The organism is Thioclava indica (genome assembly GCF_000714545.1).
GTDB classification, from domain to species: Bacteria; Pseudomonadota; Alphaproteobacteria; order Rhodobacterales; family Rhodobacteraceae; genus Thioclava; species Thioclava indica.
Map to the genome: position 1 here is coordinate 73,520 of NZ_AUNB01000011.1, position 12,836 is coordinate 86,355.

Sequence of the window (12,836 nt, forward strand, 5' to 3'; positions counted from 1 at the left end):
TGTCTACCAAAATCAAAGCGCGCCTTCCGGGGCGCGCTTTTTCAGGTCTGCTTCCAGTCGCCAAAACCGAATTGCATGAAGTCGCGCGGATAACATTCCCGCGCCGCCGCCTCGAGATCGGGCGTCCAATAATCGGTAAGCTTGAGGGCCGCTACATCTGCCTCTGTGGCGTCAAATGCGGGCGCATCTTCAACGCCAACACATTGCGCCAGATAATCCAGATCCAGCGCGATACGCTCTTCGCGCACCAAAAGATCAGGCAGCGCAAATTGCGCCATGCCTTGCAGCAGCGCCGATTGCGTCGCCCAAAGCGCATTGACCGGTAGGCTTGTCTGATTGGCGATATTGGCCTTGAGCCAGCCCATGAATCCGATCAGTGCCTCGGCGTGGCGATCCGCCGCCAGCGTCTGCCCTTCGGCCGGAATCGCCAGCTTGTAGCTTTTGCGCAGCACGGCGCGGGTCTCAAGCATATTGTCCCATTCCAGCACGGCGGCAAAGGCGAGATGGGCGCGCATCAACGGGTGACGCAGCACGCTAAAGCTACGATGGCCAGTGTGACGTCGCTTCCATTGGCGCAGGGTCTTTTGCGAAAACCTCTCTTCCAGCCCGCCGATCTTGCCCAGCCACGCCCGGATCGGTGCGTCCATCGCGGGGCGCATCGGCATATATAATAGCCCCGCCTCTTTGCAGGCGATGAAACCGGGCACGCCGGGGCCGCGGCGGGGTTCGAAATTGGGCGTGCGTGACAGGTTGAACCGGTCAAGCCGGGCCAGAGACGCCTCCATCCCCGGAAAATTCGACACTTTCGCCTCAAGCGGTTCGGGGTTTTGCACCTTAAGGCTGTCGGGCATCGCATCAAGCCGCCCGTCAATGCCCAGCCAATCCGCAAGCCCGTTAATTACCTCGACCGATTGCGCATCTTCATAGTCGATATAAAACGCGGTCTGACCCGATTTTTGCAGCGCGTTCATCAGCGCGATCTGAAAGCCCTGAAACTCCTCAAGATGGGTCTCGAACTCGGCGGCTTCAAAACGCGCCTTGCCGGGTTTGCGGTGCTTGGCATCGCCCAGTTTCCACTGCCCCGTGGCTTGCGCAATCTTGAGGCTGACATAGCTTTCGATGGGATTGCGGGTCAGCACGATCTTGGCGCATTTCGGATCGTCCAGAAACTTCGACAGCATCCGCGGGTCGTGGTCGTGGAAATAGCGGCAGCCGTTCAGCCCGTCGCTTTGCTTGATCGCCTTCCAGAGCACCATCGGGTCGCTGTCGCGCAAGGTTTGGGTGACGCCCAGCAAGTCCTTGCGGTTGGGGTAGCCGATCAACACCGGATTGAACGCCTCGCCGTGGCACGTCACACCGGGCAAGGCGTTGAGCGCCGCCTCAAGCAAGTTAGAGCCGGTGCGCATTTCCGCAAATATCACGAATGTTTCGAATTTTGCCATCGGTTCACTTCACCAGATAGGGACGGCCACGCCGTGTCGAGGATTGGCGCGCGCCTTCATCCAAGGGGAAATCCCCCATCACCAGCGGCTGCATCCCCTGATTTTTGAGGTTTTGCAGAAACTGGCCAAAGCCTGCGAGGTCCACCATTTGCGGCGCTTCAGTCAGGCGGCGGGTGCTGCGGGGGGAGATCTCGTCGATGATGGTTTGCAAGGGCTCCATCGGGTTTTCGATGAACTCGGCAATCGACCAGATCCGCACGCGCGCCTTCACATACATCGAGCGCAGGATATGCAGGTGCTCCAGCTCGCGTCTTTGCAGCCGCGCAGCTTCACGCCGGATCGTTGCGAAATTTTCATTCATCCGCGAGAGTGGCAGCGCCCAAGCGCCGGAAATAACGGAAATCTGTGCGTTCGGGTCGGTTGCGGTGAACCAGTTATTGTCCTGATTGTCGCGGGGGCTGAACATGAAACACTGCCGTTCGCCGCGCGAATTCCAGATCACATTTGTCAGGAAAGCGCGCGGGTTGTAGTCACGCATGACCGCGCTATCGGTCAGGCAACCGTTGAACATCTCTTCGCCACCGGCAAATTCGGCACGTTCAGGCGCGAATAGATGGCCATGCACCCGCGCCCCGACATATTTTGCAAGCCAGCCGTCGAAATTTTCGAACAGGTCGGAAAACCCGTGGAATATCGAATAGGGCGCCGAGGTCTTGCCGTTCTCATGGTCCTTCTTGGGAAAGCGGCTTTGCATGTATAGGCCCGGCCGCCCTTTGGTGCGCCGCTCGATGGATTTTGAGAACAGCCGGTCGATCTTGGCAGGGTTCGGCTCCGCCATCACCGAGCTGCCATTTCCGGGCGCGAGGAAGGTCGAATAAAGACGATCCGCCTTGGGCCAGACCTTGCGCGCGACAAAGCAATCCGATCGGCGCAAAAGTTGCAAATGATCGTCGTAGAAAATATGCGGTTTGCCCTGAAAGTCGAACTTGGTCAGCGTCAGAGAGCGGCTTTCGACCGACGTCGCGTAAAGCCGCGTCAGCGTTTGAAAATAGCTCTCATCGGGGATCCAGACGCGCTTGAAGTAACGGTCATACACGTCGCGATCGGGATCTTGCAAAATCGCGCTCAGCGTCTGGCGCGTCAGGCACCACCATTGGCTGCCCAGATGGGGCACCATGCCATCAGGAATGCGCCGCTTGAACTTAACGCGACGCTGCAATTCGACATAGCGGTCAAACAAGCGACGCTGCTTTTTCCACGAGAACGGGAAGCGCAACGTAAAGCGCTCCATATCAATTCCACCGACGGTCCAACCGACCTCGGTCGTGGTCACGCTTTCGATGAAATCGGTATAGGGACGCGCCGCAAGATAGTCGGTCAACTCGCTGAGCGGGCGCAGTGGCAGGCACGAACCGGACGCCAGATAAACGTGCCGAACTTCGCGGTGGCGTTCCAACATCTGCTCGGATGCGGATTGCGCGGCGGCGACCAGAGACCACGTTCCCCACTCGCATTTATAGCGGCGCGAGAACGAGATATCCTCAAGATCGGCAAGACTACGGCCCAAGGCGGAATAGTCATGCTCACTGACGCGCGCATCGACATGGATCACCACAGGCGCACCGCTGGTCGCCCAATAGCGCGCAACTTGCGCCGCGCGATCCAGCGCCGTGTGGCACATCATGATGAAACCGACCGTCACTTGCGCCGTCCCCTACGCCCAATTGCCCTTAGACATCAGCCCGAGAATTTCGAGCTGTCGCCAGTTGATATACTTTTCCGACCATTTACACCACAAATCGGGTTGCTTGCCGATGGTTTGCGCATAGGCGCGATATTCCCGCGAGCCTGCGTAATGCTGGCCGCGATCCAGCTCTTCCTCGACCTTTTCGGTCAGAGGCGACAGGAATTTCGCATGCATCAAGCAGCCTGACACCATCTCACCGCCGCTGGTGTCGTAAGTGTGGTTCAAACCGCGCGGCAAAAGCGTGTGGGTCGAAGAGGTGTAGACGAACCCCCGCTCCCATTTCACCAGCGGAATTTTGTTCAGTGACGGCGCGGCTTTCGGCTCCTCGGCAAAGAAAACGCGCGCGCGCGGGCCACCCTGAATCCACAGATTGTGCATCTTCTGATTGCGCGAGATCATGTAATTGCCGGCGTCAAACCAACAGGCGCGCTCAAATGGGTTTTGCCCCTCGACGTAGGGCACCGCATCAATCGGGCCTTTGGGATACATATCGAGCAGCATCGCGGGAAAGGACCGGATGCCGTAAGTATCGAGCCAATCGGTCAGCGCATCGATCGGGCGGGTGTCGCTGAACGGGTAGACGAAGAACTCGTCAGGGTCGATCGTCAGCGTCCAATGCCCGGTGCCGTATTTGCGCAGCAGATGGTTGAGCCAATCCATCCCGAAGTTGGCCGCCTTATAGGACGCCCCGGTGACCCAAACCGAGCAATCCTCTTGCTCGGCCAGATAGTCGCGTGTCCCGTCATCCGAGCCATTGTCCACGAACAGGAAATGACGAATGCCCATGTTGCGGTAATAGCGCAGGAAATAGGGCAGGCGAATGCGTTCGTTGCGCAGCGTGACAAAGACCAGAATATCGTCAGGAGCGATTTTTCCGGTGCGATCCGCAACAGCCCCGATTTCGCGTCTTTTGCGAAAGGCGCGAATCTGGCGAAATCTGCGCATTCGACGCAGTTGTATCAGCTCCCTCGATCCCAAAGCCTATCCCTTCTGCCGCACTCATGTCTTTTCGCCGAAATTGGTTTCCGGTCAGTTAATTGTTTCCCATTTTGCACGTTATCCGCACATGCGTCATGAGAAAATCATGCCAAGATTACGCATAAGTTCCGCTTGCGTAAACTGCTGGCAGTATTAGGTCCAGTCGCCACGGCTCATCACGCCATGATCAACCAGACAGTCTGGCCCTGTATAGCGCGCCGAGTGATCACAAGACAGGTCCGGATCGCCGCTAATCGCATCATAATAGGCGTTGTAGCGGTCGCGATGGGTGAAATGCTCGCCCCGCTCTTTTTCCTCGCGCGCGCGTTGCAGGGCACCATCGAGAAACTTGGAGTGTAGCAAAGCTCCGGTTGGTAAGCCGCCGCGCGCATCAAACCCGCGATTGAGCGTGCGCGGCAGCACCACATGGGTCGAGCTGACATAGGCGTAGCGCCAATTCCATTTAACCAGCGGCACTTTATGCAGATGCGGGGCGTGGTCTGGGCGTTCGGTAAAAAACACCCGCTTACGCGGCCCACCCCGGATCGAGATATTGCCAAAACGCGGCTGATATTCCCAAGTATAGCCTTGGGTGTCAAACAGCGGCAAAGCCTGCGTCGGATCATCGCCCGTCGTCGAACGCGCGCTGGAAAGCGGCCCATCGGGATACATATCCAGCATCATCGCGGCCATCGCCGGTGCACCGCGCGCATCCAGCCAATCGGTCAGTGCGGGCAGCGGCCGTGCCTCGCAATCAGGGTAAACCAGCAGCTCATCGGCATCGACAGTGACGCACCAGTGACCGCGCCCATAGCACATCAGCAGCCAGTTCAGCCAATCCATCCCAAAGCGCGCTTCGCGGTAACTGCGCTGCGTGCTCCAGAGCGAAACATCGGGCTGGGTGCGCAGCAACTCTACCGTGTCATCGGTGCTGTCATTCTCGACGATCAGAAAATGGCGCACGCCCAATTGCCGGTAATGCTGCAGAAAATAGGGCAGGCGCTGCGCCTCGTTGCGCATGGTGGCGAATAGCAGAATGTCACCGCGCGCGATCTGGCCGGTTTGGTTCAACCGCGCGCGCAATCCATGGCGACTACGCAACGCACGCCACAACAATTGCCGCCGCTTGAGGCGCAACCGATAAGCCGCGCGCCAACCTGTGTCTTCGCTCATACCAGACCCTTTCAGGGGGTCAGTATTCATACTCTGGCGCTTGATGCCAGCGCCACGCATCCGCGATCATCGTCGCCATGTCCGAGCGTTGCGGTGCCCAGCCCAAATCGGACAGCGCGCGTCGCGAACCCGATACCAGCGAGGCCGCATCACCGGCACGGCGCTCACCCTCGACAATCGGCACATCGCGATTGGTTACGCTGCGCGAGGCGTCGATCACTTCGCGCACCGAAAATCCTTTGCCAGAGCCAAGACAGAACACGGCGTTGCCCTTATCCTGTTCCAGCCAGCGCAGCCCCAAAACATGCGCATCCACAAGATCGCAGACATGCACATAGTCACGCACGCAGGTGCCATCGGGCGTCGGGTAATCTGACCCAAACACCGTCAGTGCCGCCCGCTTGCCATCAATCGCGTCCAGCATCAGCGGAATCAGATGGGTTTCAGGCACATGCTGCTCGCCCACCTCGCCATCGGGATCAGCGCCTGCGACGTTGAAATAGCGAAAGATCACTGAGTGAAGCCCGTGGCTCGCCCCGAAATCGCGCAGCATATCCTCGATTGCGCGTTTCGAGCCGCCATAGGCGTTGATCGGGCGTTGCGGCGTGTCCTCGTTCAAAACGACGCCATCCTGATCGCCATAGGTCGCGCAAGTCGATGAAAAGACGAAATGTTTGCAATCTGCCGCAATCGTCGCCTCGATCAGGTTGAGGGCGTTATTGACGTTTTGCGACCAATATTTCGCCGGGTTCGACATCGACTCGCCGACAAGGCTGAGAGCGGCGAAATGCATCACGGCGATGGGCTTATATTGCGTGAACACCTCATCAAGGCGCGCGCGATCCGCCAGATCACCCTCTTCAAGCGGGCCGTATTTGACCGCCTGTTTCCAGCCGGTCGAAAAATTGTCGAAACAAACCGGCACATAGCCTGCTTTGCTCAAGGCTTTGCAAGCATGCGCGCCGATATAGCCCGCACCCCCGGTGACCAGAACATGCTTGGGCATCGCTACTCGGCCGCCTGACGCATCGACATCAGGTCAGTCAGATAGTCACTGAATTCGTCTTTCAGATCGGGGCGTTGCAGACCGAAGGCAACCGTGGCCTGCAAGAAGCCCGCCTTGGTGCCGCAATCATACCGCTGGCCGCGGAAGCGATAGCCATAGACCGGGTTTCCATCAGAGATCTCTTGGGCGATCGCATCGGTCAACTGAATCTCACCACCGGCACCGGATTTCAGCTTGTTCAGGTTCTGCATGATCTTCGGCGTCAGAATATAACGCCCGATCACAGCAAGGTTTGAGGGCGCATCTTCGGGGGCGGGCTTTTCGACCATGCCCTTAACCTTGACGGTCGCGCCATCTTCGCTTTCGCAATCCAATACGCCGTAAGACGAGGTTTTCTCGCGCGGGACTTCCATTGCAGCCACGATGTTGCCCCCGGTCTCGTCATAGGCCTCCATCATTTGCTGGAGGCAGGGCTTTTCGGCGGCGATCACGTCATCGGTCAGGATGACGGCAAAGGGCTCGTTATGGACAAGGCGGCGCGCGCACCAAACAGCGTGGCCCAGACCCAGCGGCTTGTTCTGGCGTACATAGGCGATGGCGCCGGATTCCATATTCGTGGACTTCAGCTCTTGCAGCAGTTCATCTTTGTTTTTCTTGCGCAGAGCGGTTTCCAGCTCGGGCGCGTCATCAAAGTAATCCTCAAGCGCAGATTTCCCGCGCGAGGTCACGAAGATGAACTCTTTGATGCCCGCCGCGCGCGCCTCGTCGATTGCGTATTGAATGAGCGGACGATCCACCAACGTCAAAATTTCTTTCGGGATCGATTTGGTTGCGGGCAAGAAGCGCGTTCCAAGGCCAGCAACCGGAAAGATCGCCTTCGTAACCTTGTTTTTCATTGGGCACCTATAAGTTGAATCCGAGTGGCCGAAGCCAATTCTCAAAGCATTGTGGCGGTAATTGTCGCGGGTCACAAGCATGCTGCACGAGTGTGCGCGGCATGCTTGCCGTTTATCGCCTATTTAAATGTCAGATGCGCGAATTCCGGTCATTTTCTGTGAAAATAGTCCAAGCGTTGCAGGTTCGACGCGATCAGGGCAGTTTCATCTCCGCCATCATAGCCTGCAGGCGCGGCACATCGGAGGGGTTGTTCAACTCCCAGAACTGTCGCCCACGTGCCTCGACCTCGACGCATAAAACTGCGCGCCCGTTTTCCAGAAAACGTAACTGTTCCAGACCTTCCAGCTCTTCAAGCGGCCCAACGTGCCATTCGGGATATTGCGCTAGAATATCGGGGCGATAGGCGTAGACGCCAACGTGATGAAACACGGGGGTCGGGTCGTGGGGCAGGTAGCTTCCAGCGGTGTAGGGAATCACCTCCTTGGAAAAATAGAGACCCCGGTTGCCCGCCCCGAACACCGCCGTGGTGCCGCCGACGCGACCGTGATGGCGATCTTCGCGCAGACTGGCGAGCATCTCGCCCTCGCAGCGCAACACCGGGGTGGCCAGCTCGGCCCAAGCGTTTGCGCGCAGCCCGGCCACCAGATCTTCGATGAACCATGCGGGGGTCAGCGGCGCATCGCCCTGCAAATTGACCACGATCTCGTAAGTATCGCCCAGCTTCGCCGCCGCCTCGGCGCAGCGCTCGGTCCCGTTGCGGCAGTTTTCCGAGGTCATCACGACCTCGGCCCCAAAAGCCTGCGCGGCGTCGCGAATGCGCGCATCATCTGTCGCCACGACGACGCGATCCACGCCCGTCACGTCCATCGCGGCCTCCCAGCTACGCTGGATCAGGGTCTTGGCGGTGCCCGTCGCACCAGTCAGTTCGACCAGCGGCTTGCCGGGATAGCGGCTTGACGCATAGCGCGCCGGAATAACGATCAGAACGGACATTATTTCACCAATAGAACGCCAGGAGCATAGGCGATGAAGAACGGGTTTTCGAAGCCGGCTTTGCCGTAGGTGAAGGGGGTATGATCGTCAAAGCGTACCACTTGGCCCCCCGCGCCGCGCAACACCGCATCGCCCGCTGCGGTATCCCATTCCATCGTGCGACCAAGGCGCGGATAGAGATCCGCCTCTCCGGTGGCGACCAGACAGAATTTCAACGACGAGCCCGCCGATTTCAGGTCTGCCACCGCATATTGCCCGATATAGTCATCGGTGGCCTGATCGCGATGCGATTTTGACGCGACAACCATCAGCGCGCGATTGTCAGGCACCGAAACCGAGATCGGCTCTTGCTTGCCCGGCGTTGCCTTGTCGAAATCCGGCCCGGTTTCCTCAATCGAGCGACCATCGGGCAGCGTGTAAAACAATCGCCCCTTCGCGGGCGCATAGACGATGCCGCGCAACGGCTTGCCGTCCTCGACATAGGCGATGTTGACGGTGAAATCGCCGCGACGTTTGACGAATTCCTTTGTGCCATCAAGGGGATCAACGATCAGGAATGTCGAAACCGACTGCGCGTGCGAGGCCGCCTGTTCTTCGGTGACCAGCGCCATGTCGGGAAATTCCGCGCGCAATCCGGCTGAAATCAACGCATCTGCTGCCTCATCGGCCTCGGTGACCGGCGAGTTGTCAGACTTAGATTTCACCTCAAATTCGGGCGCATTGTAGATTTCCATGATCTTGTCGCCCGCTTCGAGTGCCAAGCGGCGCATCACGCGTGTCAGATGTTCGAAATCCATCACATCTCCGTTTCGGCCCAATTCTGGCCCAATTGCTATGGTTATCCACCTCCCTTATGATGCGCGGTCAAGGGAACGACAAGGTTTCTAGCTTAGAGTGTCGGCGCAGGCAGCCAGGATGGCAGAACATGTTTAAGGCAGATCGCAGCAATTCCACGATCGGATCGACCTTCAGCCTGCTGGAGCTGATTTATCATGCGACCGTGCGGCATCTGCGTAAGTCGCATGGCAATGCGCTGCTTGGGTTGCTTATGAATATGTTCCAGACCGTGCTTTTGGTCATCACGTTTTACATCATGTTTGGCGTTTTGGGGCTGCGCGGCAACGCGATTCGCGGGGATTTCCTGCTTTATGTCATGAGCGGGATTTTCCTGTTCATGACGCATACCAAGGCCATGGGTGCGGTGTTCGGGGCTGAAGGGCCGACCTCGGCCATGATGAAACACGCGCCAATGACGACCGCGATCTCTATTTCCTCCGCCGCGCTGGGCTCGCTTTATATCCAGTTGTTGTCGATGTTCGTGGTGCTGTTCATCTATCATGTCGCCTTTCACCCGATTGAAATTTACAATTGGGTCGGCGCGATGGCGATGGTGTTGCTGTCATGGTTTACGGGCGCGGCCATCGGATTGGTCTTACTTGCGGCAAAACCATGGGCCCCTGACGTCGTTAGCATTGTTCATCAGGTCTATTCGCGCGCGAATATGATCGCCTCTGGCAAGATGTTCCTTGCGAATAATCTGCCGCACAAGATGCTGGTGCTGTTTGACTGGAATCCGCTGTTTCACACGATTGATCAGGCGCGCGGCTATGTTTTCATCAACTACAACCCGCATTTCTCGAACTGGGAATACCCGCTGTATCTGGGTTTGGCCCTAGTGATGATCGGTTTGATGGGTGAGTTCTACACGCGCCAATATGCTTCGCTAAGCTGGGGTGCGAAACGCTAAGGCTTATCGCGGAATGCCTTGAGCTATCCGTGGTTTCTTAGGGTTTTCGGATCGTGTCGCCCAATTGCAGCACGGGCTCCATTTCAATCACCTCGCCAGTGGCTTGACCGCCTTGCGAGCGCTCGGCCACGATCTGGGCCGCTTTGCGCCCAATTTTGCCCCGACACGCGTCCATCGTGGCAAGCCGCTGCGAGAAGCCGTCCAACAAATCAAGCCCGTTGAACCCCGCAAGTCCGATCTGATTGGGCACATCCAAGCCATGATCGCGGCAATATAACAGTCCGCCAGCGCCAACCATGTCGTTGGAATAATAAATGAAATCCAAGTTCGGGTTGCGTTTCAACAGGGCTTCCGTCATCTCGCGCCCCTTTGCCAAGGCAGAGCCGCCCGAGTAAAATTCGGCATCGGCCAAGGCGATCCCGGCTTTCGCCAGCCCCTCCTTAAACCCTTCAAGCCGCTTACGCGCGCGGTGATCCTCGGGCATTTTTGTGCCGATAAAGCCGATCTGGCGATAGCCCGCTGCAATGATCGCCTCGGCCATATGCAGCCCGGCGCGGCGATGCGAAATGCCCACTACGCTATCAATCCCCTCACCATCGACATCCATGATCTCGACCACCGGAATATCGGTATTTAGCAACATCGCGCGCGCAGCATCGGTATGCTCAAGCCCGGCAATGATCACCCCGGACGGACGCCATGACAACATCTCGTACAGCACCTGTTCCTCTTTCTCAGGGGAGTAATTGGTGACACCGACAACAGGTTGCAGCCCGGTATCTTCCAGCTCGTCCGAGATATTTGACAGCACTTTGGGAAACACGAGGTTGGACAGCGACGGTATGATTACCGCCACCAGATTGACCCGCTGCGAGGCCAGCGCGCCCGCGATTTTGTTGGGTACATAGCCAAGCGTTTTCGCCGCTTTCAACACCCTTTCGCGGGTCGCATCTGACACGTCACCGCGATTGCGCAAAACCCGGCTAACCGTCATCTCCGAGACGCCCGAGGCTTCGGAGACATCGCGCAAAGTCAGGGGGCGGCGGAGATCATGAGGGCGGGTCACGCAAACATCCTTTGATGGTGTTATTCTTGTTAGCGCCAAACATTTCCCTTGCGCAAGCGAATGATGCGCGCCATGTTAGCGGTAACAGGGGCGGAGAGCTTCGGCCAATCCGCCTTCTGCTGTCACTCGACCCGCGCGCATATATCGCACGCGGGACGGGTACCAAAAGGGGAAGCAGTGGGCCAACACGCTTCCCCTTTTCGGTTTCGAGCCCCTCACGCACTTGCACGATCGCCGCTTTGACGCCATCAAGGGCCGCGTGGTCCCGTGGCTCAACTGGATAGAGCAGCCCCCTCCTAAGGGGCAGGTTGCAGGTTCGAATCCTGCCGGGGTCACCACTTTTCGTATTTATATCAGATGCTTGCGCGCCTATGGTGCGCGCATCATGCAGTTTACTGCAGGATTTTCCGGCGGTTTTCGGTGCGGGATCGAGAGCATCCCGTACAAAGTCCGTACAGTCGGATCGGGTCGTTTCTGATTCAGCTGGGAGATGGGCAAAGAAAAACCTCGGTCCGGCGGCAACCGAAACCGAGGCAAATTCAAAAGCAGGCACGAAATTCTGCTTCCCTAAATATAGCGCATCGAACCGCCCTGTCGCAACGAAAATCCTGTGGGGTGACCTTGCCCATGGGAGGTCCGCATGACACATGTGTTGACGCACCGCGGCCTGCCGGACGGGATGACCCGATGGGACCTCTACGGCCTCCTGGTGAAGGCGGCGAAGCATTTCGGCCTGACCGATACAACGCTCAAGTACTTGCGCTTCGCGATCTCCAAGACGCAGGATCAAGACTATGCCGCAGGCAGGATCTGTGCCCTGTGGCCCTCGGTCTCGGAAACCGCATCGCAGCTGGATGCGGACCCGCGCCAGATTGCGCGGACCGAAGCCCGACTTGCAGAGCTGGGCTTCATCGTGAAATCCAGTGCAGCACGTTGCCGACGGTATGGTGTCAGGTCGGAGAACGTCATCCGCTATGCTTTCGGCATCAACCTCGCCCCGCTCGTGGACCGGGCTCGCGAGATCGAAACCGCCGCGCGGAAGGCCTGCTTCGAGAAGGAAGAGGCCAAGCGCCTGCGCCTTCATATCCCCAAACTGCTAGAACGGGTTCGCACCTCCGGGGACGCCTCCGCCGAAGAGGCCGCGGAAGTGATCCTGCCATCTCGTCGCCCTTCCCGCATCTGGCGTTACGCACGGTTGAAGGAGATCGCCGACGCTTTGGAGGCGTTGATCGAGACACTCGCCGAGGCGCCTGTGGCAGTGGAAATGTCCGACCGGTGCGACGCGGATGTCGCACCCAGGGAAAGTATAAAAGCATATTCAAAAAGAAGTAGCGGTAGGCAACCCGAACTTCGGCTGACCCCTGCGCAGTTCTGCATTCTCGCCAGCCCCGGCTTCGAAGACGCGGTGAAGATATACGCCCCTCTAGGCGCGCCACCAGATTGGCGCACGATCTCTGCTGCGGCGAAGGACTGGGCTCAAGTTCGGGGTATCCCAGCGGGCCTCTGGCAGAGGCAGGTCGACTGCCTCGGCTCAGAGAAGGCCGCCGTTTGTTTGCTGGTTGCAGACCGGAATGCGGAGAGAGAGGGCAGCGCACATCACGTCGATGATATGCGACGCGCGTTCCTCGGCCTGGCTCGGAATACCGCCGCGCGCGGCTCTGCGCTTCAAGGATTGATTGGAGAACTCCAGGGGCTTCAGCGTCAATTGCGCGCCGCTGGTAAGAGGTCGGACGGCGCCGACCAAGTACCGCGGAGTGGTGGTGAGATCGCCTCCCATACGGCAGGGG

General features: G+C 58.4%; 11 protein-coding genes and 1 tRNA gene. 3 read left to right on the forward strand and 9 right to left on the reverse strand.

The window, feature by feature from the left end; all coding sequences use genetic code 11:
- Positions 1-41: 41 nt before the first annotated feature.
- The 8 genes from DT23_RS04025 to cysQ form a co-directional block, all read right to left on the reverse strand.
- Positions 42-1,442, reverse strand: a complete 1,401-nt coding sequence (locus DT23_RS04025) for a sulfotransferase family protein (RefSeq protein ID WP_038128457.1) — start codon at positions 1,440-1,442, stop codon at positions 42-44.
- Between the two features lie 4 nt (positions 1,443-1,446).
- The gene (locus DT23_RS04030) at positions 1,447-3,144 is read right to left on the reverse strand and encodes a DUF5927 domain-containing protein (RefSeq protein WP_038128459.1); all 1,698 of its coding nucleotides are present in this window, start codon (positions 3,142-3,144) and stop codon (positions 1,447-1,449) included.
- Positions 3,145-3,156: 12 nt separating this feature from the next.
- Positions 3,157-4,134, reverse strand: coding sequence for a glycosyltransferase family 2 protein (locus tag DT23_RS04035; protein WP_205618211.1), 978 nt, complete (start codon positions 4,132-4,134; stop codon positions 3,157-3,159).
- Positions 4,135-4,320: 186 nt separating this feature from the next.
- The gene (locus DT23_RS04040; RefSeq protein ID WP_038128462.1) at positions 4,321-5,340 is read right to left on the reverse strand and encodes a glycosyltransferase family 2 protein; all 1,020 of its coding nucleotides are present in this window, start codon (positions 5,338-5,340) and stop codon (positions 4,321-4,323) included.
- Positions 5,341-5,359: 19 nt separating this feature from the next.
- The gene (gene galE, locus DT23_RS04045; protein WP_038128464.1) at positions 5,360-6,346 is read right to left on the reverse strand and encodes a UDP-glucose 4-epimerase GalE; all 987 of its coding nucleotides are present in this window, start codon (positions 6,344-6,346) and stop codon (positions 5,360-5,362) included.
- Between the two features lie 2 nt (positions 6,347-6,348).
- Positions 6,349-7,242, reverse strand: coding sequence for a UTP--glucose-1-phosphate uridylyltransferase GalU (galU, locus tag DT23_RS04050; RefSeq protein ID WP_038128466.1), 894 nt, complete (start codon positions 7,240-7,242; stop codon positions 6,349-6,351).
- A 193-nt stretch (positions 7,243-7,435) separates the two neighbouring features.
- Positions 7,436-8,236, reverse strand: a complete 801-nt coding sequence (gene kdsB / locus DT23_RS04055; protein WP_038128468.1) for a 3-deoxy-manno-octulosonate cytidylyltransferase — start codon at positions 8,234-8,236, stop codon at positions 7,436-7,438.
- Positions 8,236-9,033, reverse strand: coding sequence for a 3'(2'),5'-bisphosphate nucleotidase CysQ (gene cysQ, locus DT23_RS04060; protein ID WP_038128470.1), 798 nt, complete (start codon positions 9,031-9,033; stop codon positions 8,236-8,238). Before cysQ ends, kdsB begins: the two co-directional genes overlap by 1 nt.
- Positions 9,034-9,161: 128 nt before the next feature.
- Between cysQ and DT23_RS04065 the strand changes: the two genes are divergently transcribed.
- Positions 9,162-9,983, forward strand: coding sequence for an ABC transporter permease (locus tag DT23_RS04065; protein ID WP_038128472.1), 822 nt, complete (start codon positions 9,162-9,164; stop codon positions 9,981-9,983).
- Positions 9,984-10,020: 37 nt separating this feature from the next.
- Here the strand turns inward: DT23_RS04065 and DT23_RS04070 are convergent, their stop codons facing one another.
- Positions 10,021-11,049, reverse strand: a complete 1,029-nt coding sequence (locus DT23_RS04070) for a LacI family DNA-binding transcriptional regulator (protein WP_038128475.1) — start codon at positions 11,047-11,049, stop codon at positions 10,021-10,023.
- Between the two features lie 261 nt (positions 11,050-11,310).
- Between DT23_RS04070 and DT23_RS04075 the strand changes: the two genes are divergently transcribed.
- Both DT23_RS04075 and DT23_RS04080 read left to right on the forward strand, forming a co-directional pair.
- Positions 11,311-11,387, forward strand: a tRNA-Arg gene (locus DT23_RS04075).
- A gap of 302 nt (positions 11,388-11,689) precedes the next feature.
- Positions 11,690-12,836, forward strand: a 1,147-nt coding sequence (locus DT23_RS04080) for a helix-turn-helix domain-containing protein (protein WP_038128478.1), incomplete at its 3' end; no start/stop codon positions are given.

Excerpts from the sequence above, each read along its gene's own strand:
- DT23_RS04065 (WP_038128472.1), top strand. The coding sequence starts at position 9,162 with ATGTTTAAGGCAGATCGCAGCAATTCCACGATCGGATCGACCTTCAGC.
- DT23_RS04035 (WP_205618211.1), bottom strand. The coding sequence starts at position 4,134 with ATGCGCAGATTTCGCCAGATTCGCGCCTTTCGCAAAAGACGCGAAATC.
- DT23_RS04025 (WP_038128457.1), bottom strand. The coding sequence starts at position 1,442 with ATGGCAAAATTCGAAACATTCGTGATATTTGCGGAAATGCGCACCGGC.
- cysQ (WP_038128470.1), bottom strand. The coding sequence starts at position 9,033 with ATGGATTTCGAACATCTGACACGCGTGATGCGCCGCTTGGCACTCGAA.
- DT23_RS04040 (WP_038128462.1), bottom strand. The coding sequence starts at position 5,340 with ATGAGCGAAGACACAGGTTGGCGCGCGGCTTATCGGTTGCGCCTCAAG.
- galU (WP_038128466.1), bottom strand. The coding sequence starts at position 7,242 with ATGAAAAACAAGGTTACGAAGGCGATCTTTCCGGTTGCTGGCCTTGGA.
- galE (WP_038128464.1), bottom strand. The coding sequence starts at position 6,346 with ATGCCCAAGCATGTTCTGGTCACCGGGGGTGCGGGCTATATCGGCGCG.
- kdsB (WP_038128468.1), bottom strand. The coding sequence starts at position 8,236 with ATGTCCGTTCTGATCGTTATTCCGGCGCGCTATGCGTCAAGCCGCTAT.